Genomic DNA, 25,907 nt, shown 5'->3' on the forward strand with positions numbered 1-25,907 from the left:
CCTCGATCACCGGCGAGATTTCATTGCAGGACGTGTTCGTGCCGGAAGAAAACCTTCTGCCGAATGTGCGCGGGCTTGCCGGCCCCTTCGGCTGCCTCAACCGGGCGCGCTACGGCATTGCCTGGGGCGCGATGGGGGCGGCCGAATTCTGCTGGCATGCGGCGCGGCAATATACGCTCGACCGCAAGCAGTTCGGCCGGCCGCTGGCGGCCAACCAGCTGATCCAGAAGAAGCTTGCCGACATGCAGACCGAAATCACGCTCGGTTTGCAGGGCTGCCTGCAACTCGGCCGCATGTTCGATGCCGGCACGGCGGCGCCCGCCTCGATCTCGCTGATGAAGCGCAACAATTGCGGCAAGGCGCTCGACATCGCCCGCGTCGCCCGCGACATGCATGGCGGCAATGGCGTCTCGGACGAGTATCACGTCATCCGCCACGCGATGAACCTCGAAGCGGTCAACACCTATGAGGGCACGCATGACGTGCATGCGCTGATCCTCGGCCGCGAACAGACGGGCATTCAGGCTTTCTTCTGAGCGACCGGCACAGCCGGGTCCCGCAGGAAGAGCATGAACAGCGCCATGGGCCGCTTGAACGCGAGAAGATAGGTCACGTGCAAGACGACGAAGAGAACCAGAAGGTTCGCTGTCGTTTCGTGAACTTCTTCGAGCGCTTCGTTCTCCTTGCCGTCCCTGTCGCGCTCGCGGTCCCGGTCGTCGTCCGCGAAGGCCGGAGCGATCGACACTTCAGCGACAAGTTGTCCGATTGGCGGCGGTTCCATCAGGAGCCCCGTTCCCGTCGCCAGCAGGAGATTGATGACGATACAGGCGAGAAGCGTCCGGCTTATCATCGGATGATTGAGACGCCGGACTTTCGCAAGCTCCATTAGATCCGGAAAGAGCCGCGAAATGCCGAGCTGCCTCGGACCGGCTGCCGCCCAGAGAAGCCGAAAGAGGATGACGGCGGCAACGGCATATCCGAGCCAGATATGCAGGTCTTCGAGTTCGTCGCCGGTGAGATAAGCCGCAGTGACAAGCAGAGCGAGCACCGCATGATAGAGCCGAATCTTGTGAAACACCGACGACATTTGAAACCAACCATATTCAAGCCCCGCTTCGAATATGCTCGTCCCGCATGAGACGCGGCCATACTGCATCTTGTCGCAGATGCGCTGCTACTCACTCGCAGGTTCATCCGCAATGGATTCAGGCGCTGCGCGTGCCCCACTGGCGGACGGGGCCGACATCGACGTGAATGAAGTCCGAGCGAGGATAGTAGCCGACGCCGCCATGGCCGATATCAAGCGCAGCGTTGCGCAGCCGCGACAGGTCGCGGCCCGGCACACGGATATCCACTGCCATGCCACGCATGTGATAGCTCTTCTTCGCGACACCGGCATTCGCCTCGCGCATCCGCGCGTTGGTTGTGGGCGAACGATAGCCGGAAATAATGTGGATGCTTTCGTTCGTGTCGAGCTTCAGCCGCAAGGTGTAGAGCGTGTCGAGAAGTGCAGGATCGATCTCGTGCATCTCGTTGGAACGATGATCGCGCAGCAGATGTGCAAGTTCCTGCAGCGCATCCGGTTCGTAACGGCCCGCGGTCCAGTAGACGATTTTCAGCTTTTCGCCCGTATGCGTGTTGAGCAGGCGCAATTCGCGGGCCGCGTCCGACAATGTCGCGCCTGCGGCTGCTGCCGCGCGTCGATCGCCGGGGGGGAGCGGCAACGGCGGGCGCGGCGAGGCCAGCGCGGATGGCGCAAGGGCGCAGGAAGCGGCTGCCGCACCGATTCCGATCAGGCGGCGCCGCGTTATGCAAAATACCATAATTCTCCCCTCCGTCACTGTAGAATTCGGCCATTCTGCCGACCGCGCGACGGAGATCAAGTTATTGATTTTAAAAATAATTATGGAGAACGCCGCTCAGGCCCCGCAATCGCGTGCGGTGTCCAGCGTCAGAGACGGCGGCGCGATTTCAGCGAGAGCGGCACCGAGCGCCGCGTCGCGCCCGTAAATGTCGTCGCGAAACCGCACCAACCCATCCGCTTCGACAAACGCGGTCCAATAGGCGACGACGACAGGTACCGGCGGGTCCACAAACACGGAGACGGTATCTTCCGCCTGGACCAGCTCTTCGATCCGTTCGCGCGACCAACCCGACGGCTCCAGCAAAAGGACGGCGAGTTCCATCGGTCTTTCGACGCGGATGCAGCCGTTGCTGCGGAACCGATTGTCGCTCGCAAACAAACCGGGTGAATTCGTGTCGTGCAGAAAGACCGCAAACGGACTCGGCAGATCGAATTTGAGCCGGCCCAGTGCATTTTTCGGACCCGGCTTCTGGACAAGGCGATCGCCCTGCCAGCTCATTTCATGCTTCTGAAGATAATCGGGATCGCGAGCAATCGCCGGCGCGATTTCGCGCCGGTAGATCGAGGACGGCACAATCCAGGACGGATTGACGATAATCCTTTCGATGGCACTGACGATCAGCGGCGTCGGCGTCGTTTTCTTGCCGACAATCGTCCTCATGCGAAAGACGATCTCTCCGTCTTTCATGACAACCGCTTCGGCAGCGGCTGCGTTGACTTCGATCCGCGTCAGCGGCATCGCATGTGCCATGAAGCGCCATCGTTCCATGTTGAGCGCGATCTGCCGGACGCGCATTTCTGCCGGCACATTGAGCGCAGCCAGTGTGTCCCGGCCGACAACGCCGTCGACCGCAAGGCCGTGCCGCGCCTGAAAGCTGCGAACGGCGTCAACCATTGCAGGGTCGTAGCGCTCGTCCGTCCCGCTCAGCACGAGATCGCCGGCAAGCCTGAGACGCGCGCGGAGCTGCGGCACGAAAGTGCTTGTCTCGTCGGGTTTCAGGGACCGTTTGCCCAGCGGCAGTTGCAGGACCGGCCAACCGCCCTGTCTTTCCATTTCGCGATACCGGGCGAGCGCCCGCTTCAATTGCACATACTCGGGTGCCGATGGTGGCAGGCTGTCCAGCCAGTGTGCGAGATGTCCGCCAGCCAGCGCCGTGGCGAGTTCCGATACCGGATCGACGTTCCAGCGGTGAATGGCCACATCGCCATGCAATGGCGCAAGGTCGACGCGACCGCGGCGCATGACCTCCGCATAGCGCAAGGCGGACGCCGTCAGCAGCGGGTCGCGCTGTGCCCGGTCCATGGTGGTCGCCGGCCGGACACTCCGCGCGATTTCATCGACGTGAAAGAGAGACGGTGGCAGTCCATGCTCGCCGGCACGCGCCAGAACGGCATGGAGCGTCCGTGCCGCCTCGTCCGACCAGTTGCAGCCGGCGTCCCGGGGCTCACGGAAAACGACCTCACCGGCTGCCGGGTCCCTCTGCATCGCTTCGGCGTCGACCGCAGATACGGCGCATCCGGCCTCGGTCCCGGTGCTGGGCGGAACAACGAACACAGATGCAAGCGCGACCGCAATCGTTACGCGCCTCGTCCACCTTCTGACTTCATGCCTTGTCACTCTGCCTCTTCCGCGCTGCCTCGACGGCGGCGTTTGAACCGGCTTTTTGACTATAAGGTAACCCGGGGTCCGTCCGATTGCGAGGGCGGCGCTGGAAACGCGAGATTCGGTGCGTCAGGCTGACGGGAGCCTGAGCACCGCATACCAGGCATAGCCGCGATAAAGACGGCGGAATTCGAGATCGGCGCCGAGCTTTTCGGCGAGCGCGCGCAAGGCGATGTCGAGCCTCCGGCGCGGGCTGACGTGGAAGCGCGCCAACCATGCCTGAAGCAGAGCGCGGCACCAGCGCGGCAGTCGCTCCTGCTGGCCGAAATCGACGATGTGCAGACTGCCGCCCGGCGCGAGGTTGCAAACCGCCTGCGCCAGTGCCGCCTGCCAGTCCGGGATCATCGACAGCGTGTAGGACATGAAGATGCGGTCGAAGCGGCTGAGGCCGAAAACCGCATAGGGATGAAAGTGCGTCGCATCGCCGGGCGCGAGATGGATCGCGTCGTCGAAGCCCGCCCGCTTCGCGGCGCGGCGCGCGCTCGCCAGCATTTCACGCGATATGTCGATGCCGAAAAATTCGGCATGGCCGTGCAGACGGGCGGCGTGAACGAGATTGCGCCCCGTACCGCAGCCGACCTCCAGCACCGTCGCGCCCGGCGGCGGCGACAGGTTTTCGATCAGGCGGTCGCGGCCCAGCAAATAGTAGCGCCGCGTGAAATCGTAGAAATGGCGCTGACGGCGATAGACGCGGTCCATCAGCCGTCCATGATCGCGCGCCTCTTCCTCGCGCTCGATCGCGCTCACGCCGCTCATTCCCTGAACACATAAAGATGAAAACCGCCATAGATCGACGAGCGGTCCAGCGCCGCAAACGCACGCGATTCGTCCGCCCGGTAGTCCCAACGCGCGAGAACGGCATCGTCGACGCGGCCCGGCAACAGGCTGGGCTCGGCGGCGGTGCGGAAAATCACCCGCGCGCCGGGCCGCGCCGTGCGCGTGATCTCGGTCCAGAGATCGTTCAGTTGCGCATCCGTCATCCAGTCCTGCGCGTCGAGCAGCACGTAGCGGTCGGTACTCGCATCGGCCTGACAGCGCAGATAATCCGTGAACGAGGCGTTCAGCACCTCGATGCGCGAGGCGCGCGCCTGCAGGGCAGCGAAATTCTCGCGCTTCAGATAGGGCGGCAACGGTCCTTCCGCGCCTGGCGCATAACCGCGCGCGAAAGCCTGCCAGGCGAAATAATTGTCCTTCAGCGGGAAGCCGCAAACGAGGCGCTCCAGCCGCTCGCGCAAGACGACGCGCATTTCGCGCCCGCCGGCCAGTGCCTCGTATTGTGCGGGCGGGATGCCGAGGCCGTAGAGCGATGAGGGTTTTCCGGTCAGCCAGCGAACGGACCTGCGCTCGAAAAGCGGCGCAAGCTTCTCCTCGAAGAAGCGCCGCTGGCCCTCGATCGTCGGCGCTTCGAAAAGCGTGCGGAAGGAAACGCCGAAAAGCCGTGCCAGCAAATGCGCCGCGCCGATGAAATGTCCAAGCAAGCCATGGCGATAGAAGCCACGCGCGAACAGCGAAACGCGGCGCCGGCCGCTCAGGGTCCGTTTGTCCCAATAGGCACGCGTCGCGATATCGAGCCGGGGGCGCAGGAAGCGCGCATAGCTCGCGAGGTTCTCGCGAGTGTCGGCACGGCCGAAAAAGCGAAGGAAATGTTCGTGGCTCGGCAGATGCGCCGCGCCGGCGAGTTTCAATCTCACAAGCGCAACATGCGCCGGATTGAGATCGACCGCCGTCACTCGTGCCGGGTTTGCCGCGAGATAGGACATCACGTTGCAGCCGCCCGACGCGATGGCGACGATCCGGCTTTGCGCCGTCAGTTCCATCGCGGCCATATCGACCTCCGGATCTTCCCATATTTGCGGATACACGAGGCCGGTGAAGAGCCATGTGAAGAGGCGCTCCGTCAGGCCGTCGCGCGAAACCGCCTTGTGGCGATGCACGGCCTGCCCGAGACGGCGGCGCACGCCGCGCCGGTCGGCCGCGGGGTTCACGAATTCGGTGTCGGCGGGGACAAGGGTATCGGACAAGGGCCTCTCCTGCGGAAAACGGGGTGCCGCTCCGGCGCGCCGGGCGGCATACCCGCCGATACCGCTTTCACATGACCGCGGTGTGACAGCCGGGCGACAAGGCCGCTTCCGAATCGGTTTGCGAGGCGTATAGTCGGGAACGAAATCGACAAACCCCAGGAAGCATCGCCTCCTGCCCCCTTCCGGTTTTGCCGGAAATCCGGGGTCCGGTGGCTCCCGTTTCAGCCGGCGCGGCCCGCCCGCGCCAAGCCCCGGACCTTTCGCTCGTGGAATCGCCGCGCAAGCCCCCGGACCGCACCCCTTTGTGGCGGCTCGTACCCCTGGTCCAGCAGCACAAGCTTCGCTTCTGGGGCGGCATGTCGCTGATCAATCTCGGCCGTCTGCTCGAAGCGTTCATGCCGCTTTTTCTCAAGATGGGGATCGACCGCATCGCCGAAGGCGATCGCCGGCTTGCGCTGCCGGCGCTCGCCATTCTCGGCCTGATGGCCGCCCGCTATGTCGTTTTCAGTTTCGGCCGGCGCTATGTGCGCGAGGTCGGCGTCGAGGTCGCCTTCAATCTGCGTCAGCGGCTCTACTGGCATCTGGAACTGATGGGGCCGCGTTTCTTCTCACAATTCCCGACCGGCGATCTGATGGCACGCGCCATCAACGACATCATGCTGATCCGTCAACTCATCGGCATGGGCACACGGCTTCTTTTCGTGCTCGGCTTTTCGGGTCTCATCGCTTTCATCTTCATGTTCAACCAGTCGGCGTCGCTGACGCTGGTGCTCTTGCCGGCGCTGCCCGTTTTCGCCTTTATCGGCTGGCGGCTCGCCAGAAGGATTTTCGGCCAGTCGACGCTGGTGCAGGAGGGCTTCTCGACGCTTTCGGCGCAGGTTCAGGAAAACCTCAACGGCATCCGCACCATTCAGACCCATGCGCAGGAGAGCCGCGAGATCGACCGCTTCGAGGCGACGTCGGATGCCTATGCGCGCGACTACTACAAGCTGATGTTCCTCAATTCCGGCCTGACCTCGGCGATGCTGGTCGCAACCGGCTTCACCACGCTGCTGGTCGTCGGCTATGGCGGCTTCCAGGTGATCGAAGGCACGATCACGCTCGGCACCTTCACCGCCTTCATTTTCTATCTCAACATGATGCTGGCGCCGATCAAGGAAGGCGGCGTGATGGTGACGCTGTTCCAGCGCGGCGGTTCGGCGGCGGCGCGGATTTTCGAGGTTCTCGATCGCGAGCCTGAAATCCGCGATGCGCCGGATGCGGCGCCGCTCGACGAGATCGGCGGCGCGATCACGCTGCATCATCTGTCCTATGTGCATCCGGCGCGTTCCGGCGACGGCTGGCCGGCACTCAACGACCTCTCGCTCGAAATCGGCAAGGGCGAAATGATCGCGGTGCTGGGCCGCGTCGGCTCCGGCAAGTCGACGCTGCTGCGCCTGATCGTTCGTCTGCTCGATCCGCCGCCGGGATCGGTCTATCTCGACGGGCGCGACATCCGCATGCTGCCGCTTGCGCAGGTGCGCGGGCAGATTGCCCTGGTGCCGCAGGATCCGTTTCTTTTCGCCACGCATATCTCGCAGAACATTTCCTACGACAATCCGACGCGCGAAACCGGAGAGGTCTGGCGCGCGGCAGAGAGCGCCGATCTCGAGGCGACGATCCGGCGCTTTCCGGACCGGCTCGAAACCATGGTCGGCGAGCGCGGCGTGACGCTGTCGGGCGGACAGAAGCAGCGCGCCAGCCTTGCCCGCGGGTTGATCCGGGAAACGCCGGTGCTGCTTCTCGACGATTGTTTCTCCTCGGTCGACACGGAAACCGAGGAATTCATTCTCTCGCGCCTGAAGACGCTGCGAAAGGGCCGCACGACCATCATGGTGTCGCATCGCGTTTCGACCGCGCGCCATGCCGATCGGATCGTGGTGCTGGAAGAAGGTCGCGTCGCCGAAGTCGGCACCCATGCGGAACTGCTCGCAAGGAACGGTCTCTATGCGACGCTCGAACGGCAGCAGGGCCGGCGCGAGGAACTGGCGCAGAGCCTCGGCAGCCTGACGGGGAGCGAAATATGAGCGATACGACGCATCCCGAAAAGCAGGCACGCGACTATGCCATCTTCGACGACGAGATGGAGGCGCGCGGTTTCGACTTCCGGCTGATCGGCCGGCTGATGCACTGGCTGAGGCCTTACCGGCGGCAAGGTTATATCGCGCTTCTTTTCGTGTTGCTGGCCGCAAGTGCGGCGGTTCTCGCGCCTGTCGTCGTCAGCCGCGTCGTCGTCGACGGCATCTTGCTGCCGACAGCGGACGCAGGCGCACCCGATTTCGGGCAGAAGGCGCTCAATGCCTTTCTTGCCGATCTTTTCACCCTGCATCCGATCGTCGCCGCCTGTTTTCTCTATGGGCTCTGGACGCTCCTCTGGGCCGGCTTCGGTCACGGCTTTCGTGTGATGCTGGCGCGCACCGTTCTCAATGGCTTGCGCGATTTGCGGCGCGACCTCTTCGCCCATCTCGAGCGCCTACCATCGAGCTTCTACGACCGGGTCGCGGTTGGCCGGGTGATGACGCGGTTGACCAACGACATCGAAACGCTGTTCGAACTGCTGGCGGGCTTCGGCGTGCTGCTTGGCGAATTCGTGCCGTTCTTCGTCGCCGTTTCGATCATGCTGGCGCTCAATCCGACGCTGACGATGGAGCTGATGCTGCTCCTGCCGCTGGCGGCGCTGGCGACCCTGATTTTCCGCATGGTATCCCGCCAGGTCTATCGCGGTATCCGTTCCTCGATGTCGCGCCTCAACGAGAACCTGCAGGAAAACCTCTCCGGCATCGAGGTCGTGCAGCTTTATGGACGCGAACAGATAAATTTCGAACGTTACTCGGAGATCAACCGGGAGAATCGCGACCAGGAAAACCGCGCCATCCTGATCGAGAGTTATTACGGCCCCGCGATGGACAGCATGGCTTTTCTCGCCATGGCGGCGATCGTCTGGTTCGGCGGCAACCATGTGTTCGAGATGACGGCGACACTCGGCAGCGTCATTCTGTTTGCGCAGTTCGCCGACATGATGTTCCGTCCCATCGTGGCGATGGGGGAACAATGGAACGTCGTCTTCCGCGCCATGGCGAGTTGCGAGCGCATTTTCCAGGCGCTCGACTGGGACGAGGCCTTGAAGGAGCCCGCCGAGCCGAAACCCTTGCCGAAGGACCTTCAGGGGCATGTTCGCTTCGACCGGCTGACCTTCGGCTACCGGCCGGGACAGACGATCCTGAAGGATGTGAGTTTCGACATCGCGCCCGGCGAGCGCATCGCCATTGTCGGACCGACCGGTTCGGGCAAGACAAGCCTCGTTCGCCTGCTGTGCCGCTTCTATGACGTGCCGGCAAACTCGATCCTGATCGACGGCATCGACATCATGGATGTGGCGCCTGCCGAAATCCGCCGCCGCATCGGCGTCGTGCTGCAGGACTTCCATATATTCTCAGGGTCGGTATACGACAATATCGCGCTCGGCAATCCGGCCATCACGCGCGAGGCGGCGCGGGCGGCGGCGCGGCTTGTCCATGCCGATCCCTTCATCCGCATGCTGCCGCAGGGTTACGATACGATGCTGACCGAGCGCGGGCGGAACCTCAGCCACGGCCAGCGCCAGCTCCTTGCCTTTGCGCGCGTGCTCGCCATGAACCCGGAAGTGCTGATCCTCGACGAGGCGACCGCCAGCATCGACACCGAGACCGAACTCCTGATCCAGGACGCCCTTTCGAAGGTCACGGAAGGCCGCACCTCGATCATCATCGCGCACCGGCTGCAGACGATCCGCGAGGCCGACCGCATCGTCGTGCTGACGCAAGGCGAAGTCCGCGAGATCGGCACGCATGAGGAACTGATGGCCCTGGGCGGCGTCTACAAGACGCTCTACGAGTTGCAGGTGCAGGACGTGACGGGGGCAACCCGCTAGAGCGTATTTCAGCAACGCTGCGTGACGAAGGTGACGTTATTGTTGCCTGTCTGCGTCGTATGCGCCGTGTGGTTGCCGCCCGTCTGGACAATGTAAGAGGCGTTGTTCGATCCCGCCTGGAAGGCCGTCGCGAGATTGTTCGTGCCGCCCTGCACCGCCGAAGCGCTGTTGCCGGTGCCATGCTGGCCGACCGCAACGGCGTTGCCGCCATGGCCGCCGCCACAACCGAGCCCGCTCAGCATTCCCCCCAGTATCTCGTGCCGAAGAGATGCCTTCGCGGTTCTGTTGGTGAGCGTCCGGTTCAAATTGGCGTAACGCCTCGGTTTGATCTGTCTTGTCAGAACCTTGGTCCTGCCGGCCTTCTGCTGCACGATTGTATAATTGTAACTTCCCGACTGATTGACGGCGGCGAAGCTGCCGGCCCATGCGGACGGCACCGCGAGCGACACAATCAGGCAGGCGACGGACAAGGTGAGCGGGAACCGTTTCATGTTTCTCTCCTGTTGCAAGACACATCGCCGCGCAGGCGAATGACGATGCCTGCATTTCTATCGTTGTGGCGATGATCGGCCGCTGAAGTTTCCATTCATCCGCCGTTCAGCCTCGGCGGCGCATGCGCGCGCGTTCATTCACACACTGCCGAAACGCGCTTGCCGGTGAACCGCGCATGAACGCCGGCTTCAGACACCACTCAGGAACGTCCGGCTAAAAAGGCATCGTCCACAACCGGCCTCGTCGCGGGCCATCCAAAGCAGGAGATGCAAAATGAAGAAGTTTCTACTGGCAGGCGCCGCCCTCACCGCCCTGATCGCCGCAAGCGCCACCGGCGCGAGCGCGGGCAACAGCGCTTCGGTCTATCAGAAGGGCTGGAACAACACCGGCGTGTTCACCCAGAACGGCCACGGCAACAAGGGCACGCTCCATACGAAGGGCCATGCCAACTATTCCAAGGCCGTGCAGAGCGGTCAGTGGAACTACCTCTACCAGCAGCAACTCGGCAACCGGAACTCGGCCCTTACCGATCAGTACGGCAAGGGCAACTACGCGGTGACCGGCCAGGAAGGCCGCAACAACACCGCGACGACGATCCAGACGGGCCGCCACAACACCTCCGGCATCGCCCAGATCGGCAACAACCACTCGGCGACGACCGACCAGCTCGGCTCGCACAACACGGCAGCCACGATCCAGGTCGGCAATGGCCAGAAGGCCAACACCATGCAGACCGGCCACGGCAACACGACGGTCGTCATTCAGGGCGGCTACTGACCCCGGGGCCCGCGCAAGGAGGCGGCCATGGGGCCGCCTCCGGCGTCGCCTCTTCAACAGGGAGAACGACGATGACGAAATTCTGGAAGTCTCTCGCCTTGGTTCCGCTCGCGCTTGGCCTTGCGGCGGCTTCCGCCGCGCCGGCCGCCGTTCAGTGCGAAATCCGCGCCAGCGAGGTTCCGGGCGGCCTGCGTCTCGAGAGTGTCGTCTATGGCGCGCCCGGCGCGTCGGGCGCCTATCAGCTTTCGCTCGAACGGTCCGGCTCCGGCGGCAGCTCGAGTGTCTCGCAGGGCGGCGATTTCGAAATCGACAATGCCGGCGAAGCCGTCGTATCGGTCACCGAGTTCAATCGCAGCCATCGCGATGGTTACGACGTCACGATGACCGTCGAGGACGCCTTCGGCGTCTCGCATTGCGCGCATGTTGCGCGGTAGGGCGGTACCGCCGGCATAACGCATGCCGGCGGCGCCCATCGCCTCATCGGAAAAACGGGGATAAGTTTCCTGCACGCGTTCGCCATTTCCGGGTTTGACAGTTTTGTGACAGTCTCGTGACAGAGCCCCTATAAAGTGCAGAGAACAATGACCAATTCCGCGATCCCCTACGCCCTTCCCCCGAAGCTGGAACCCGACCTCGCAGATGTCCACGCATACTGGCAGCGCTTGATCCGCGGTCAGGCGAGCAATATGCCGTACTGGGACGATGTGACGTTTTCGGACCTGCCCGCGCTTGCCGACCGCCTGATGCTCGCCACCGCTTTCGCAAAGCCGGAACGGTTTCGCTTCGAGATTGTCGGCAAGGAGATTTCCGCGCACTACGGCAGGGAATTCAATGGCCGCTTCGCCGATGAAGTCGATGTAAACCCGCCGCTCGATTTTTTCCGAAGCCAGGCAAGCGTGACCGTTGAAAGCGGCGCGCCGACCTATTTCCGGTCGAATGACTATGCGCGTCTTCTTCTGCCCCTTTGGGGCGAAGGCCATATCAGTATGGTGCTGGGCGCCGTCGTCCGGATCTGAATTTCAGAGCGTTTGTCGTTTTTCTCCGGCATGCATCAGCGGCGGCCGGCGAGACCGGACTGGCTGGCTGGGGCGGGAGGACTCGAACCTCCGAATGGCGGAATCAAAATCCGCTGCCTTACCACTTGGCTACGCCCCAGCAGGTTCCGGAGGCCCACAGGATCAGCCTCGCGAAATGTGGCGGAACATACCGGCATCGGTGGGGGGCCGCAACCGGCGCGCCGGGCACCCGATGCGGCCGGGAATCGCCCTTGCGGGGCCCCGTTTTGGCGGCTATAACGCCGCCTCGCATGGGACACGGAGTGTGGCGCAGTCTGGTAGCGCACCTCGTTCGGGACGAGGGGGTCGCAGGTTCGAATCCTGCCACTCCGACCAATGCGACCGCACCCGCCCAGAGGTATGGCGGCGGCGCCTTTCCCGCACATTATCATTCGACACATATCGCTTGGCTCTCGCCAAAACCGGTCTATGAATCGTGCCGGCAAAGCAAACGAACCGAGGAAACGACATGGCCCCCATCCTCTACGACTTCACCGCCGCACCGAGTCCGCGCCGCGCGCGCATTCTTCTCGCCGAAAAAGGCATCGCGCACGAGACCGTCCAGATCGACCTGATGAAGGCCGAGCAGCTCGGCGACGCCTACCGCGCCATCAATCCGGCCTGCACGGTGCCGGCGTTGAAACTCGAGAGTGGAACCATCCTCCCCGAAAATATCGGCATCGCCGCATGGGCCGATGCCGTGAAGCCCGAGCCTGCGCTTCTGGGTACATCGCCCGAGGAGAAGGGTCTCGTACTCTCATGGAATGCACGGATCGAGTTCGACGGTTTCATGCCGATCGCCGAGGTGCTGCGCAACACTTCCAAGGGCATGGTCGGGCGCGCCCTGCCCGGCCCGCTCGACCTGCCGCAAATTCCGGCGCTCGCCGAACGCGGCGCGCTGCGTCTCACACGCTTTTTCGATATGCTCGACGAGCGTCTGAAAGGCCGCGACTTCATCGCCATCGACCGCTTTTCCTTTGCCGACATCACGGCACTGGTTTGCGTCGATTTCGCCAAATGGGTGAAGCAGGAACCGAAGGCGGAACATGCCGACCTGCTGCGCTGGCATGCCGCAGCGTCGGCGCGCCCCAGCGCCAAGGCGTAAATCCGGAATTAAAACCGGCGGTTTGACACAAACTTTTCCCGTCTTATGATGCGCCCGCTCGATGGTTCCGAGCGGTCGTCCTTCGTGGCGGCCGCAAGGAGGCAAGAGGGAACAGGGTGAGGTTTCACGCGAAGCCGATGCCTTGGCTGCCCCCGCAACTGTAAGCGGCGAGGCTGCGTTCCACCTATGTCACTGGCGCTGCGCTCTTTCGGGAGTGGCGGCCGGGAAGACGGAACGAGGCCGACGACCCGCGAGCCAGGAGACCTGCCACCGGGTTCGTCATCTGCCGAGGGCCGGGGTGCGCCAGCGGGACGGTTGTGTCCTGCCGCATCGTCGTTCGCGTCCGGACTTTTCCGTTTCCTGTCTCCCCCTTCTCCCGGCGCCATGCGGCCGGGGTTGGCCGCGCCAGAGACAGGGCTCATTCCAATGAACAACGCAAGCCGGGCGGCTTTGACCGCTCTCGTCCTACCGGTTTTCGCGGCCAGCGCCGCGCAAGCCGACACCACACCCGTCGCGCCTGAAGTATTGATCACGGCCGGCGTCGAGCCGCTGCCGACCAAGCAGGTTGCCAGCTCCTACACGATCGTCACCACCGAGGACATCGAGACCTTTCAGTATCGCGACGTCGTCGACGCGCTGAAATCCGTTCCAGGCCTGCATGTCGTGCAGTCCGGTTCGCGCGGTTCGCAGACGTCGATCTTCACGCGCGGCGCCAGCTCCAACCAGACGCTGGTGATGGTCAACGGGCTGCCGGTCGCCGACCCGGCCTCGCCCGGCGGCGCGGCCAATCTCGCCAATATTCCGCTCGACAATGTCGAACGCATCGAGGTTGTGCGCGGGCCACAATCTGCGCTTTACGGCAGCCAGGCGATGGGCGGCGTCGTCAACATCATCACGAAAACGGGCGGCGAAAAGCCGGTCACGGCATTCCGGGTCGAAGGTGGAACGCTCGGCACACTCAACACACATGCGAGCACCGGCGGCGCAGCCGGCGATGTCGACTATTTCCTCTCGCTCTCGCGCGAAGCGACCAACGGCTCGGATGCGACGCCGGTTCGCCTTCGCGACGCGCGCGGCGAGGAGAAGGACGGCAATGAGGTCGTTTCCGCGTCAGGCCGCGTCGGCGCAAAGCTCAACGAGCATCTCAGCGCATCCGCCTTCGCCCAGTACACGGATTCCGACACCGACATCGACGATGACGGCGCGACGGCGGGTTTCGTGCCGGTGTTCCAGAATTTCGACAGCACCTACGAGTCGAAGCGGCTACTGACCTCGGGCGAGATTTCCGGCCGGTTTCTCGACGGCCAATGGCGCCCGCGCCTCTCGGTCGGCCTCACGCAATACAAGTCCCGCATCTCCGACAATCCCGATCCCGGCGGTTCGATATATCTCGCCGATGTCGAATACAAGGGCCGGACGCTGCAGGCGCGTTTCGAGAATGCCCTCGACATTCACCCGCAGCACCTTCTGACCTTCGGCGGCAGCTATACGCGGGACGACTATTCGTCGAGCGGCCTGCGCGACTTCGGCGGCTTCGTCGTCACATCGACATCGGATGCCGACACCGACGCCTTCGCCGTCTATGCCGCCGATCACATGACGTTCGGCGAGCGTTTCTTCGCCGCAATCAGCCTGCATCACGACATGCCGGACGGCCTGAAGAACCACACGTCATACACTTTCGCGCCGGGTTATTACCATCCGGAGACGGACACGCGCCTGACCGCAAGCTATGGCACCGGCTTCAAGACGCCGTCGCTCTATCAGCGTTTCGGCAACGAGTTCAGCGCCTTTCTCGGTTTCCCCGCCGGAGAATATACCGGCAACCCGAACCTCAAACCCGAAACGAGCCGCGGTTGGGAAGTGGGCGTCGAGCAGGGATTCGCCGGCGGAAAAGCGCGCGCCGGCGCGACCTGGTTCGAAAACCGTGTCAAGGACGCCATCGAAATCGTCTTCGATCCGCTCACTGGCGATTCCACCGCGGCCAATCTCCAGCGTTTCGATGTCAAAGGGCTCGAAAGCTTCATCGAAGTCAATCCGATAGACCGGCTGACCGCACGCATCGACTACACATGGATGTCGCTCGACACCAATACGACGGCGGTCGTCGGCGCGCTTACCCGCCGGCCGCGCCACGAGATCGGGTTCACGGCAAGCTGGCGGCCCTGGGACAGCACGGTTTTCTCGACCAATGTCCAATGGGTCGACCCCGATCGCGACATTCCGCGCGATGGTTTCGGCTTCTATGTCTATCAGGCGCCCTACACCGTCGTGAACATTGCCGCCTCGCACCGCCTCACCGACAAGGTGCGGTTGACGGCGCGGATCAATAACCTGCTCGACAAGACCTACGAACCGGCGCACGGCCTCGAAGCACCGGGTATCGAAGCACTTGCGGGGATCGCGGTCACCTTCTGACGCCGAACACCCGGACCGAACGAAAGAGGCGCGGGAATTTCTTCCTGCGCCTCTTCACTCTCAGATTTCTCTCAGCGTCCCGTAAAATTCGCCGCCCGTTTCTCGACGAAATGCGCGACGCCTTCCTTGAAGTCCTCGCTGCCGAAGCTCTTCTGCATTTCGCTGTCGCCAATGGCGAGCGCATCGTTGAAGTTCTGGAACAGAGCTTTCCAGATTTGCGCCTTCATCACGGCCATGGAGCGCGGCGAGACGGTCGCCGCCAGCATTCGCGCATAGTCCATCACATTCGCCATGAAATTTTCCTGCGGGAAAACCTTGTTGACGAGGCCCATTTCGGCAGCTTCCGCGGCCAACACCTTGCGCGCCGACATCAGCAGGTCGAGCGCGCGGGCCGGGCCCACCAGATGCGGCAACAGCCAGGAGACGCCATGTTCGGCGATCAGGCCGCGGCTTGCGAAAGCGGTCGTGAATTTCGCTTCCGACCCCGCAAAGCGCATATCGGCATAAAGCGCAACGACGAGGCCGAGGCCGGCCGCCGGACCATTGATCGCGGCGATGATGGGCTTCTTCGCCTGCATCAGATAGCCGAAACGGCCGCCGTAATGTGCGCTCACATCCGGCCCAAGGCCGCTGCTGAAATCGAACGCCTCCTCGCGCGCGGCGCTCGCCAGTTCGCGATCCTCCCATTTGCCCGGTTTGATCGATTGCAGAAGGTTCATGTCGGCACCGGCGCAGAACCCGCGGCCGGCGCCGGTGATCACGACAACACGCACCTCGTCGTCGGCGATTGCGGCAGCCATGGCGCGCTTGAGGCTCTTTTCCATCGCCGCCGTCCAGGCGTTGAGCCTGTCGGGCCGGTTCAGCGTCATCAGCGCAATACGGTCCGTCACTTCATATGTCAGGTCTTCGTAGCCGCTCATTCTTTCCTCCCTCGGGCTTTCTTGTCGGCTTTCTTGGCGATGCCGTTTGGGTCAGTATAGGCAGAAGCGCAGGAGATTTTCGAGAAGCGGCGCGGGGAGGAAATGCAAGATGGCCGAATTCCGCGAAATTCTGTTCGAGACGCCCGAGCCGCACATCGCCCGGGTGACGCTCAACCGGCCGGCCCAGATGAACGCCTATACGACGCGCCTTTGTGAGGAGCTGGTGGAGGCGATCGAAACCTATCTGCGGGACGACGATCTTCGCTGTCTGATCCTCACCGGCGCCGGTCGCGGCTTCTGTTCGGGCGGCGACATCGGTGGTGCCGACGAACACCATGGTGAACTGATGGCGTCGCAGCTTTCGCATGGCCGCGAAATGCGCGACGGGATGCACCGCGTCATTCTGGCTCTCACCCGGCTCGACAAACCGACTATCGCCATGATCAACGGGCCCGCCGTCGCCGGCGGCCTCACACTGGCGCTCGCCTGCGATCTCAGGATCGCGGCCGATACGGCGAAACTCGGCGACACGTCGGGCCGGTTCGGGTTGTTGCCGGATGAGGGCGGTGCCTGGCTCTTCCCGCGCTTCATGGGGCTCGACCTGGCCCTCAAGATGACCATGCTGGCCGAGGTCTACAGCGCGCTCGAAGCCGAAGACCTGGGCCTCGTCACCGAAGTTGTGCCGGCCGCCGGGCTCGAGGCCCGTGTGATGGAGCTTGCCCGCGAGTTTGCGGTTCGGGCGCCGCTCGCCGTCCGACTCGCAAAATCGATGATGATGCGCGGCCAGGGCCTGACACTCGAACAATCGCTGGGCGACGCTGCGTTGTCTGTGATGATCGCCAATCCGAGCGCCGATGTGCGCGAGGGCGTGAAGGCCTTTTTCGACAAGCGAATGCCCAAATTCAAGGGCAAGTAGCGCCGGTCCTGCGACAAGATGTTCTGAACGGCGGCATGGCGCGGGCGCGGCGCCGGGGCTAGACTGCGATCTATGGGGACTGCTGGCACATATAGAGAGCGGGGGGCGCGCCATTTGGGGCTTGCGCATCTGCTCGCCTTCGCAGCGCTCATCGCCCATATCGTCCTGCCGACCGCGCTCCAGCTTGCGGGGCCGGCAACGCAGACCCTCTTCGAGACGGTCATCTGCGCCGGCGGCGAGAGCAAGACGATCTATCTCGATGCCGAGGGCAACCCCGTCGAGCCGGCCTCATCCGGCACGTCGCATGACTGCAACTCCTGTCTGCATCATTGCGGGGCGGCGCTGGCTTCCAGCTTCGCTTTCTCCGCACCGGGCTGGACACTGCCCGCGATTGCCGCACCTGCCGCACGCGTTCTCGCCGCACTCATCGCGACGAACGTTCAGCCGCGCGCGCCGCCCGCGACCTGACCTCGCGACGATCTTCACCCGATTTTCGACTGGGCGCCCGCCGCATGGCCGGGCGCATCCGTGCAGGCAGGTTTCATGTCCTACATATCTTCGCTTTCGCGCGGCGCCGCGGCGCTCGCCTTTCTTTTTGCCTCTTCGTCCACCTTTGCCGACGGATTCGATCCCGTCACCGGTGTTCCCGTCATCACGGTCCATCCCGGCGGCATCGAGGGCGACGTCAACGCGCTGTCGGGCCTGCCCGCCGCGCCGCAGCGTCCGGGCACTTTGACCGTGCCGGGCGTCACCGAGGCGCAACGCGAAATGTCGCGCATTCCGGGCGCAGTCTCCGTGGTGCCAACCGCGCACTACGAGGATACCTATGCCCACAATCTCGAAGACGTGATGGACTTCACGCCCGGCGTTTATGCGCGCAAGCGCTTCGGCGCCGAAGTGCGCCTTTCGGTGCGCGGCTCGGGCCTCAGCCGCAATTTCCATATGCGCGGCCTCGAAATCCTGCAGGACGGCGTGCCGTTCAACCTTGCCGACGGCGCGGCCGATTTTCAGGAGATCGACCCGCTGATCGCGCAGCACATGGAAGTCTATAAAGGCGGCAACGGATTGCGCTTCGGTTCGTCGACGCTGGGTGGCGCCATCAACATCGTGACGCCGACGGCATGGACGGCGCCGGCCGCCAATCTCGTTCGTCTCGAAGGCGGCTCCCACGGCTCGGCACGGTTGCATGCGCAGGCCGCGCGCGTCTACGGCCCGACCGACATCTTCGCCGCCATGACCGGCAATCATGTCGACGGATTCCGCGCACAGGAAAAAGAAGAGAGCATCCGCTTCTCGGCCAATCTCGGGCACCGCTTCAACGACCGCGCCGAGACGCGCTTCTACGTGATTTCCAATACGGTCGATCAGGAATTGCCCGGCACGCTGACCCTGCAACAGGCGCGCGAAACGCCGGAAATGGCAAACCCGGCCAACGTCACCGGCAACCAACAGCGCAACGTCCGCTCGTTCCGCGTCGCCAACAAGACGGCGCTCGATCTCGGCGACGGTGCGAAGCTCGAATTCGGCGGCTATGGCGGATACAAGCGGCTTTACCACCCGATCTTCCGCGTACTCGACCAGCGCGGGCCCGTTGCGGGCTTGTTCGCGCGATACCGCGACGAGGGAACGCTTGCCGGCCATCGCAACGTGCTGACCGTCGGCAGCGACGCTTCATGGGGCGAGGTCGATGCGAAGCAATACACCAATCTCTCCGGCTCGCGCGGCGCGCTGCTGGCGTCCGGCAAGCAGGAATCGACCAATCTGCGCGTCTATGTCGAAAACCAGTTCTACGTCACGCCGACGGTGGCGCTGGTCGGCGGCGCGCAAGGGCTGCATTCGACGCGCAAGTTCACCAACCATATGGCGCCGGCGCAGAGCGACGAAACGACGTTCAGTTCGGTGAGCCCGAAGGCCGGTGTGTTGTGGGATTTCGCTGAGAACGCGCAGGCTTTCGCCAATGTGTCGCGCAGCTACGAGCCGCCAACCTTTTCCGAACTGGTGCAGGGTGGTGTCTTCCAGTTCGTGCCGCTCGACCCGCAGCGCGGCGTGACCGTCGAAATCGGCACGCGTGGTGCAACGAAGACTGTCGCCTGGGATCTGACGCTTTACCGCGCCTGGGTCGAAAGCGAATTGATCGGCTACACGCCGGGCGCCGGCATCCCGGCCGCGACCTTCAATGCCGGCGACACGATCCATCAAGGCGTCGAGGCATCGCTGACCTTCGATGTCGCCGCCGCCACCGGTTTCGTATTGCCGGCGGGTGCATTGTTGTTGCTCGAACAGGCATACACCTGGAGCGATTTCCACTTCGACGGCGATCCCGCCTACGGTTCCAACAAGCTTGCGGGCATGCCGCCCCATGTCTATGCGGCGGCGCTGCGCTACCGCTCGGGCACCGGTTGGGACATCGCGCCGAAGCTCGAATGGGTGCCGGATGGCGGGTATGTCGACTACGCCAACCGATTGAAAGCGCCGGGTTATGCAACGCTCGGCATCGACGGCGGCGTCGATGTCGCGACAGGCGTGCGCCTCTTCTTCGATGCACGCAACCTCACCGACAAGCGCTACGTCTCAACCTACAACACCATCACCGACGCAGCACTTGCGCCAACCAATGTCTTTTATCCAGGCGAAGGGCGCAGCTTTTTCGCCGGTGTGAAGGTCGCCTTCTAGGGAGATGAACATGAAGAGAAGTATTCTGATCGTCGCGTTGACGGTGGCGCTGGCCGCTCCCGCCGCCGCACATGTCACGCTCGAAACGGGCGAGGCGCGCGCCGGCGGCTACTACAAGGCCGTCTTTCGCGTACCGCATGGCTGCGACGGCGCGGCGACGACGCGTGTCTCGATCCGCATTCCCGAGGGCGTCATATCGGTCAAACCGCAGCCGAAGCCGGGCTGGACCGAAACGACGCGCATCGCGAAATATGCCGGGACTTACGAAAACCACGGCAAGCCCCTCACCGAAGGCGTCGTCGAGGTGACATGGGAGGGCGGGCCGCTCGCCGATGACCGCTTCGACGAGTTTGCCTTCCAGGCGAAGCTGCCGGACGATCCGGAGATCATGATGCTGTTCTTCCCGGTGGCACAGACCTGCACCACGGGCGCAATCGCCTGGGACCAGCTTCCTGTCCCCGGTGCCGATCCGCATTCGCTGCCCCATCCGGCGCCCTCGCTGAGGCTGCATCATGGCGAAGGCGGACACGCACATCATTGATGTCACCTGCGTCCGATCTGCTAGTCTCTTCCCCTCAACCGAGGGGAGAACCGAGATGGGCATGACACTGCCGGAAAAGGGCACCGACTGGGCAGCGCTGAAAAGCGAAATGCAATCGCGGGCGCAGAACGACGTCAAATGGCGCGACGGCAAGACGGCCGTCTATATCTTCAATGCCGGACCCGATGTCGCCGAGGTTCAGAAGGAAGCCTATACGATGTTCATGTCCGAGAACGGCCTCGGACCGATGGCGTTTCCAAGCCTGAAGCAGATGGAAGACGAGGTCGTGGCAATGGGCCTCTCGCTCCTCCATGCGCCGGAGGGCGCGGCCGGCAACATCACGTCGGGAGGAACGGATTCGATCACGATGGCGGTCAAGGCCGCGCGCGATTATGCGCGGAAGGAAAAAGGCGTCGCCGGGCCCTGCAACATTGTCGCGCCGTGGTCGGCGCATCCCGCCTTCGACAAGGCGGCGAAGATGATGGAAATCGAAATCCGGCGCGTGCCCTGCGCCGATCTTCTCGCCGATGTCACGGCGATGGAACAGGCGGTCGACGCCAACACCATCATGCTGGTCGGTTCGGCACCCTGCTTTCCCTATGGTCTGATCGATCCCATCGAAGCGCTGGGCGCGATGGCGGAACGCAAGAACGTCTGGCTGCATGTCGATGCCTGCGTCGGCGGCTATATCGCGCCCTTCGTGCGCATGAATGGCGCCGATATTCCGCCTTTCGATTTCGCGGTGCCGGCGGTCCATTCGATGTCGGCCGACCTTCACAAATACGGCTATTGCGCCAAGGGCGCCTCGACCGTTCTCTTCCGCTCGGACGCGTTGCGGGCACACATGATCTTCGACTGCGCCGACTGGCCGGGCGGGCGCATGGTGACGCCGACGCTGGCCGGCACGCGGCCCGGCGGCGCGATCGCGGCCGCCTGGGCGGTGATGAATTTTCTCGGCGTCGAAGGATACCGCGCCAAGCACAAGCTCGTCACCGATGCGCGCGAGGCGATCGAGGCGGGCGTGACGAAGCTCGGCTTCCGCATTCTGGGGCGCCCGCAGCTCGGGCTCATCGCCTTCACCCATGATGAAGTCGACCCCTTCGCGGTCTGGGGCAAGCTTTTCGAGCGCGGCTGGTTCACGAGCCTGACCACCGAGCCGAAGGGCCTGCATCTGATGCTGTCGCCCTTCCATGCCCAGGTAACCGGCACCTATCTCGCCGATCTCGAATGGGCGCTCGGCGAGGTGAAAGCCGGCAATGCGGGCAAGAAGCGCGAGGCACGCTACAGCTGAAAAAGAAGGGCCCGCCTTTCGGCGAGCCCTCCCAACAAAAATGCGTGCGGCGATCAGTTGCCGGTCGCGTCGTCGATGTCCTCGCCGGTTTCTTCGGCCGGGCCGTCGTCTTTGAACGCGTCCTTCACGGACTCGCCCGCATCGTCGAGCGCTTCGCCCGCTTCTTCCGCCGGGCCGGGGTCGTCGCAGGCCGCAAGGGCACCCATCAAAGGCAGGACGACGGCGATACCGATAATCGTTTTGCGCAACATAAAAACCTCCATGCTTCAGGGGAAACACACTCAAACTCTTGAACGGACAGGAACGGGCTAGATGACGCCGGCCAATGCGAGTACCAGCAGCACGATCAGCACCGTGCCGAGGCCGCCGCTCGGGCCGTAGCCCCAACGTGCGCTGTAGGGCCATGTCGGCAGAACGCCGATAACCAGAATGATCAGAAGAATCAGAATAAGAAGGTTCATGTCCGTCTTCCTTTCCTCTGTTGTTGGCCATATCTGACGCGATCGAACCGCGGTGACGCAGCGTCATCCGGATTCGAACAAGTTATGGAAGGCTGCTGGCGGGTTGTGTCCATAGTTCGGCAATGATGGGGCGATAAGACGACAATCACGCCTTGGCGCGGCCCATATCCGTTCCCCCTTTCTTCTTTCCGGCCGTCACCGCCCTGCTACACTCGCGCTCAAAGATAATGTCATCCGGGGAGGAGACGATGAGCGGAGCAACTGTGCGGTCGGGCGGCCGCGTGGCTGAAAATGCAGCGCTTGCCCTGCGCGCGGCCAGGGCGGCGGGCGGTTTCAAAAGCCTCGGCATCGGGCCGGGCGACGTCGTGGCCGTCTATCTCCGGAACGACTTTCCCTTTTTCGAAGCCTCCGTCGCCGCAGGCCTCGTCGGCACCTATTCGACGCCGGTCAACTGGCACAATTCGCCCGACGAGGCGCGCTACATCTTCGAGAATTCAGGCGCCAAGGCGATCGTCATCCACGCCGACCTCTATCGCGGTGTCGAGAAAGCCATCCCGAAGGACGTGCCCGTCCTTGTCGTCGAAACGCCGCCGGAAATCATGTCCGCCTACGGAATATCGGCCGAAGCGGCCGCGCTGCCGCCGGGCGCCGAGGACTGGAGCCGTTGGCTCGAAAAATTCGATCCCGTCGAAGCCGGTCCCGCCGAACCGCCCGGCACGATGATCTATACGTCGGGGACCACGGGCCATCCGAAAGGCGTGCGCCGCGCGCCGCCGACCGCCGAACAGGCCGCCGCCACGCTCCGGATCATCAGCCAGGTGATGGGGTTCACGCCCGAACATGGCAACCCGAGCGAAATGGTGACCGTCGTCACCGGACCGATGTATCACTCGGCGCCCAATGCCTATGGGCTTTTCGGGTTCCGTGTCGGCGCCAACCTCATTCTCGAACCGCGCTTCGATCCGGAAGAGCTGCTCCGGATGATCGAGGAACACAAGGTCACGCATCTGCACATGGTGCCGACCATGTTCGTGCGCCTGCTGAAACTGCCGGACGAGGTGAAGAAGAAATACGACCTCTCCTCGCTGCGCTTCGTCGTTCATGCAGCGGCACCCTGCCCGGTCCATATCAAGCAGGCGATGATCGAATGGTGGGGGCCGGTCATCTTCGAATATTACGGCGGCACGGAAACCGGCGCGGTCGTCTTCTGCAATTCGGCCGAATATCTCGCCCATCCCGGCACCGTCGGCAAGGCGGTCGACGGCGCGAAAATTCTGGTGCTCGGCGAGAATGGCGAGGAGCTGACGAAGGGCGCGACCGGCGAGATTGTCTGCCGCGTCTCGTCGATCGCCGATTTCACCTATCACGGCGACGACGAGAAACGCCGCCGCGCCGAAAAGGCGGGTCTCATCTCGCTCGGCGATGTCGGCTATCTCGACGAAGACGGCTTTCTCTATCTCTGCGACCGCGCCAAGGACATGGTGATCTCGGGCGGCGTCAACATCTACCCGGCCGAGATCGAGGCAGAGCTTCACAAGATGCCGGGCGTCGGCGACTGCGCCGTTTTCGGCATCCCGGACGACGAGTTCGGCGAGGCGCTCTGCGCCGTCGTCCAGCAGCAGCCGGGGGCGGCGCTCACGGAGGCGGATGTGAGGGCATTCCTGCGTGAACGCATTGCCGGCTACAAGGTGCCGCGGCTTGTCGAATTCCGGACCGAGCTGCCGCGCGAGGATTCGGGCAAGATTTTCAAACGCAAGCTGCGTGAGCCTTATTGGGAGAAAGCCGGACGGCAAATCTGAGCGTCCTGGACCGTTCGAAACCCTTAAAGCCCCGCTTTCCGCCAGAAAATATGTTGCATCGCAGCAACATTAACGGTGCATTGCAAAAATTTCATACCTGACATCTTGTCAGTTTGTGCGATGCAACATATCTTTGTCTCAACAAGAAACGCAGATTCAGACCCCCTTCCGATGGAAACGACCGGGCCGGGCTCTCGTATCATCTTTGTGAGAGGCAAGCCCCATGACGACCGCCCAGCACCACGTCTCCCCCATTGTCACCGACGCCAGCCCCATCGCCACGGGCCTCACCGCCCGCGCAAGCCGCCTCTGGATGGCCATCAGGACCCAGGCAGCGCGTACCCGCGCCGAGTTCAACCTCTCGGATGCCTTTGCCGCCGCCGGCTACACGCTGCTCTGGGTCTATTCGGCCGGGCTGATCGTCTACATCGTCGGCCTCTATTGAGAAAATCCTCCGGGCGAGCGGCACTCATGCTTGCCCGGAGGCATTATCCCGCCCTTGCGCGGCGTCAGGTCCGGCCGATATGATAAGCCTTGCTTATTAGCAGTCAGACCCTTAGCAAGCAGCGCATGGTATTTCGATGCCGAACCTGAAACGCGCCCGGAGCGTCCTCGAAACCGCGGAGGCCGCCTCGGCCCCGATTGCGGGCCCGAACCCCGACCAGAATCCGGAACGGGCCACCGGCTTCCTGCTGCGCGACAATTCGCGGCTGATGCGCGTCGCCTTCACCGATCGCGTCAGCGGCCTCACACAGGCCCAATGGGGCGCGCTGGCGCATCTCTCGCGCCATCAGGGGCTCAACCAGGTGGGCCTTGCCGATCTCCTCGAAGTGCAGCCGATCACCGTTGCGCGGCTGATCGACAAGCTCGCAGCGCTCGGCCTTGTCGAGCGGCGCCCCGATCCGAAGGACAGGCGCGCGCAACAACTTTTCCTCACCGACAAGGCCCAGCCGCTGCTCGACCAGATGTGGGATGCAGGCGACGAGATTCTCGACGCGGCCTTTTCGGGCTTCAGCGAGCTGGAACGCCACGATTTCATCGAGATGATGATCCGGATGCGCGCCAACCTGTCGCGGCTCGCGCAAGACAGCGGCGTCGGGCGCCGCACGCCCTCCCGACGAACGGGGTAAGGCACGGGTTGAAGCGCAGGGCCGGACGGTCCATTCTCCCGCCCGCAACCGGGAGCAGCCCCATGTCCGTCGAGATTCCCTACGTTCGCGACATCACCTTCGACTACGGCGCCTCAGACGAGGTCTCGCCGCTGATCCGCCGTGTCGTCGCCAACAACCCTTCCGCCTTCACCTACAAGGGCACCGGCACCTATATCATCGGCCATGGCGAGGTCGCGGTCGTCGATCCGGGTCCGATGCTGATGCCCCATGTCGAGGCGCTGCTGGCCGCGCTCGAGGGCGAAACCGTTTCGCACATCCTGATCACGCATACCCATTCCGACCATTCGCCTGCCGCCAAGCCCCTGAAGGCGCTGACCGGCGCGCCGACCTATGCCTTCGGGCCGCATGGTTCGGGACAGGAGGGCGTGGGCCAGGACGGCGCCGACGGCGTGCAGGTCGAGGAAGATGGCGACATGGACTTCAAGCCCGATGTCGAGGTCCGTCACGGCGACATTCTCGAAGGCGAGGGCTGGAGCGTCGAATGCGTCTACACGCCCGGCCACACCTCGAACCATATGTGCTTTGCGCTGCGCGAGGAGAAGGCGCTCTTCACCGGCGACCATGTGATGGGCTGGTCGACCAGCGTGGTGAGCCCGCCCGACGGCAACATGAAGAAATACATGGCCTCGCTCGAATTGCTGCTCGCGCGCGACGATGAAATCTACTGGCCGACGCATGGACCGGCGATCCGCGACCCGAAGCCCTTTGTGCGCGCCTTCATCGCCCATCGCGAGGAACGCGAGCGGCAGATATTGAAGCAGCTCGCCTCCGGCAAGACGCGCATCGCCGA

At 63.5% G+C, this 25,907-nt stretch carries 26 protein-coding genes, 2 tRNA genes and 1 riboswitch; of the genes, 18 read left to right on the forward strand and 10 right to left on the reverse strand.

All coding sequences use genetic code 11. The features are described 5' to 3' along the window. On the forward strand, positions 1-536 hold a 536-nt coding region (locus tag WEB61_RS08110), incomplete at its 5' end, for an acyl-CoA dehydrogenase family protein (RefSeq protein WP_368063831.1). On the opposite strand, the gene WEB61_RS08115 is transcribed toward WEB61_RS08110, so the two are convergent. From WEB61_RS08115 to WEB61_RS08135, 5 genes are all read right to left on the reverse strand, one after another. Then, positions 521-1,087, reverse strand: a complete 567-nt coding sequence (locus WEB61_RS08115; RefSeq protein WP_368063832.1) for a cytochrome b/b6 domain-containing protein — start codon at positions 1,085-1,087, stop codon at positions 521-523. The two genes, WEB61_RS08110 and WEB61_RS08115, sit on opposite strands and share 16 nt — an antisense overlap. A 118-nt stretch (positions 1,088-1,205) precedes the next feature. Beyond that, the gene (locus WEB61_RS08120) at positions 1,206-1,823 is read right to left on the reverse strand and encodes a DUF882 domain-containing protein (protein ID WP_368063833.1); all 618 of its coding nucleotides are present in this window, start codon (positions 1,821-1,823) and stop codon (positions 1,206-1,208) included. Between the two features lie 96 nt (positions 1,824-1,919). Further along, entirely contained in the window at positions 1,920-3,350 is a 1,431-nt protein-coding gene (locus tag WEB61_RS08125; protein ID WP_368063834.1) for a murein L,D-transpeptidase, read from the reverse strand. Positions 3,351-3,596: 246 nt separating this feature from the next. Next, positions 3,597-4,226 carry a class I SAM-dependent methyltransferase gene (locus tag WEB61_RS08130; protein WP_368063855.1) on the reverse strand — a complete coding sequence of 210 codons (630 nt, stop codon included), beginning with the start codon at positions 4,224-4,226 and terminating at the stop codon, positions 3,597-3,599. 53 nt (positions 4,227-4,279) lie between these two features. Beyond that, on the reverse strand, positions 4,280-5,512 hold the full coding sequence (locus WEB61_RS08135; protein WP_368063856.1) for a DUF3419 family protein: 1,233 nt from the start codon (positions 5,510-5,512) through the stop codon (positions 4,280-4,282). A 302-nt stretch (positions 5,513-5,814) separates the two neighbouring features. Here WEB61_RS08135 and WEB61_RS08140 point away from each other — a divergent pair, with 302 nt between their 5' ends. Further along, positions 5,815-7,614 carry an ABC transporter ATP-binding protein gene (locus WEB61_RS08140; protein WP_368063835.1) on the forward strand — a complete coding sequence of 600 codons (1,800 nt, stop codon included), beginning with the start codon at positions 5,815-5,817 and terminating at the stop codon, positions 7,612-7,614. Then, on the forward strand, positions 7,611-9,497 hold the full coding sequence (locus WEB61_RS08145) for an ABC transporter ATP-binding protein (protein ID WP_368063836.1): 1,887 nt from the start codon (positions 7,611-7,613) through the stop codon (positions 9,495-9,497). The genes WEB61_RS08140 and WEB61_RS08145 overlap by 4 nt, the downstream gene beginning before the upstream one ends. A gap of 8 nt (positions 9,498-9,505) precedes the next feature. On the opposite strand, the gene WEB61_RS08150 is transcribed toward WEB61_RS08145, so the two are convergent. Further along, the gene (locus WEB61_RS08150) at positions 9,506-9,988 is read right to left on the reverse strand and encodes a curlin repeat-containing protein (RefSeq protein WP_368063837.1); all 483 of its coding nucleotides are present in this window, start codon (positions 9,986-9,988) and stop codon (positions 9,506-9,508) included. Between the two features lie 274 nt (positions 9,989-10,262). Here WEB61_RS08150 and WEB61_RS08155 point away from each other — a divergent pair, with 274 nt between their 5' ends. From WEB61_RS08155 to WEB61_RS08165, 3 genes are all read left to right on the forward strand, one after another. Then, positions 10,263-10,766 carry a hypothetical protein gene (locus WEB61_RS08155; protein ID WP_368063838.1) on the forward strand — a complete coding sequence of 168 codons (504 nt, stop codon included), beginning with the start codon at positions 10,263-10,265 and terminating at the stop codon, positions 10,764-10,766. Between the two features lie 71 nt (positions 10,767-10,837). Then, on the forward strand, positions 10,838-11,200 hold the full coding sequence (gene csgH / locus WEB61_RS08160) for a curli-like amyloid fiber formation chaperone CsgH (protein ID WP_368063839.1): 363 nt from the start codon (positions 10,838-10,840) through the stop codon (positions 11,198-11,200). A 147-nt stretch (positions 11,201-11,347) separates the two neighbouring features. Further along, positions 11,348-11,782, forward strand: a complete 435-nt coding sequence (locus tag WEB61_RS08165; protein ID WP_368063840.1) for a hypothetical protein — start codon at positions 11,348-11,350, stop codon at positions 11,780-11,782. A gap of 64 nt (positions 11,783-11,846) precedes the next feature. On the opposite strand, the gene WEB61_RS08170 is transcribed toward WEB61_RS08165, so the two are convergent. Continuing rightward, a tRNA-Gln gene (locus tag WEB61_RS08170) sits at positions 11,847-11,921 on the reverse strand. 159 nt (positions 11,922-12,080) lie between these two features. Between WEB61_RS08170 and WEB61_RS08175 the strand changes: the two genes are divergently transcribed. From WEB61_RS08175 to WEB61_RS08185, 3 genes are all read left to right on the forward strand, one after another. Beyond that, positions 12,081-12,157: transfer RNA gene (locus WEB61_RS08175), tRNA-Pro, on the forward strand. A 133-nt stretch (positions 12,158-12,290) separates the two neighbouring features. Beyond that, positions 12,291-12,926 (forward strand): glutathione S-transferase family protein, encoded by a 636-nt coding sequence (locus WEB61_RS08180; protein WP_368063841.1) that lies wholly within the window; start codon positions 12,291-12,293, stop codon positions 12,924-12,926. A gap of 58 nt (positions 12,927-12,984) precedes the next feature. After that, positions 12,985-13,213, forward strand: a riboswitch (cobalamin riboswitch). A gap of 139 nt (positions 13,214-13,352) precedes the next feature. Further along, positions 13,353-15,344: a TonB-dependent receptor plug domain-containing protein gene (locus WEB61_RS08185; RefSeq protein ID WP_368063842.1), complete on the forward strand. Its 1,992-nt coding sequence runs from the start codon at positions 13,353-13,355 to the stop codon at positions 15,342-15,344. A gap of 71 nt (positions 15,345-15,415) precedes the next feature. On the opposite strand, the gene WEB61_RS08190 is transcribed toward WEB61_RS08185, so the two are convergent. Further along, positions 15,416-16,264, reverse strand: coding sequence for an enoyl-CoA hydratase (locus tag WEB61_RS08190; protein WP_368063843.1), 849 nt, complete (start codon positions 16,262-16,264; stop codon positions 15,416-15,418). 109 nt (positions 16,265-16,373) lie between these two features. Here WEB61_RS08190 and WEB61_RS08195 point away from each other — a divergent pair, with 109 nt between their 5' ends. The 5 genes from WEB61_RS08195 (at position 16,374) to WEB61_RS08215 (ending at position 21,685) form a co-directional block, all read left to right on the forward strand. After that, positions 16,374-17,180 (forward strand): enoyl-CoA hydratase/isomerase family protein, encoded by an 807-nt coding sequence (locus tag WEB61_RS08195; protein ID WP_368063844.1) that lies wholly within the window; start codon positions 16,374-16,376, stop codon positions 17,178-17,180. Positions 17,181-17,294: 114 nt separating this feature from the next. Then, a complete protein-coding gene (locus WEB61_RS08200) occupies positions 17,295-17,648 on the forward strand; it encodes a hypothetical protein (protein ID WP_368063845.1) in 354 nt (117 codons plus the stop codon). 75 nt (positions 17,649-17,723) lie between these two features. Beyond that, positions 17,724-19,853: a TonB-dependent receptor family protein gene (locus WEB61_RS08205; RefSeq protein ID WP_368063846.1), complete on the forward strand. Its 2,130-nt coding sequence runs from the start codon at positions 17,724-17,726 to the stop codon at positions 19,851-19,853. Positions 19,854-19,863: 10 nt separating this feature from the next. Further along, positions 19,864-20,394 (forward strand): YcnI family protein, encoded by a 531-nt coding sequence (locus WEB61_RS08210; RefSeq protein WP_368063847.1) that lies wholly within the window; start codon positions 19,864-19,866, stop codon positions 20,392-20,394. 55 nt (positions 20,395-20,449) lie between these two features. Further along, entirely contained in the window at positions 20,450-21,685 is a 1,236-nt protein-coding gene (locus WEB61_RS08215) for an aspartate aminotransferase family protein (protein ID WP_368063848.1), read from the forward strand. 53 nt (positions 21,686-21,738) lie between these two features. Here WEB61_RS08215 and WEB61_RS08220 read toward each other — a convergent pair whose 3' ends face one another. Next, entirely contained in the window at positions 21,739-21,936 is a 198-nt protein-coding gene (locus tag WEB61_RS08220; protein WP_368063849.1) for a hypothetical protein, read from the reverse strand. A gap of 57 nt (positions 21,937-21,993) precedes the next feature. Further along, positions 21,994-22,146: a DUF3309 family protein gene (locus WEB61_RS08225; RefSeq protein WP_368063850.1), complete on the reverse strand. Its 153-nt coding sequence runs from the start codon at positions 22,144-22,146 to the stop codon at positions 21,994-21,996. Positions 22,147-22,394: 248 nt separating this feature from the next. Between WEB61_RS08225 and WEB61_RS08230 the strand changes: the two genes are divergently transcribed. The 4 genes from WEB61_RS08230 to WEB61_RS08245 all read left to right on the forward strand — a co-directional run. Next, on the forward strand, positions 22,395-23,945 hold the full coding sequence (locus tag WEB61_RS08230; RefSeq protein ID WP_368063851.1) for an acyl-CoA synthetase: 1,551 nt from the start codon (positions 22,395-22,397) through the stop codon (positions 23,943-23,945). Positions 23,946-24,168: 223 nt separating this feature from the next. Continuing rightward, positions 24,169-24,390, forward strand: coding sequence for a hypothetical protein (locus WEB61_RS08235; RefSeq protein ID WP_368063852.1), 222 nt, complete (start codon positions 24,169-24,171; stop codon positions 24,388-24,390). 136 nt (positions 24,391-24,526) lie between these two features. Further along, on the forward strand, positions 24,527-25,075 hold the full coding sequence (locus tag WEB61_RS08240) for a MarR family winged helix-turn-helix transcriptional regulator (RefSeq protein ID WP_368063853.1): 549 nt from the start codon (positions 24,527-24,529) through the stop codon (positions 25,073-25,075). Between the two features lie 62 nt (positions 25,076-25,137). Next, the coding region (locus WEB61_RS08245) for an MBL fold metallo-hydrolase (RefSeq protein ID WP_368063854.1) at positions 25,138-25,907 on the forward strand (770 nt) is incomplete at its 3' end.

The sequence above is a fragment of the Parvibaculum sp. genome, from assembly GCF_040882025.1.
In the GTDB taxonomy this organism is placed as follows: domain Bacteria; phylum Pseudomonadota; class Alphaproteobacteria; order Parvibaculales; family Parvibaculaceae; genus Parvibaculum.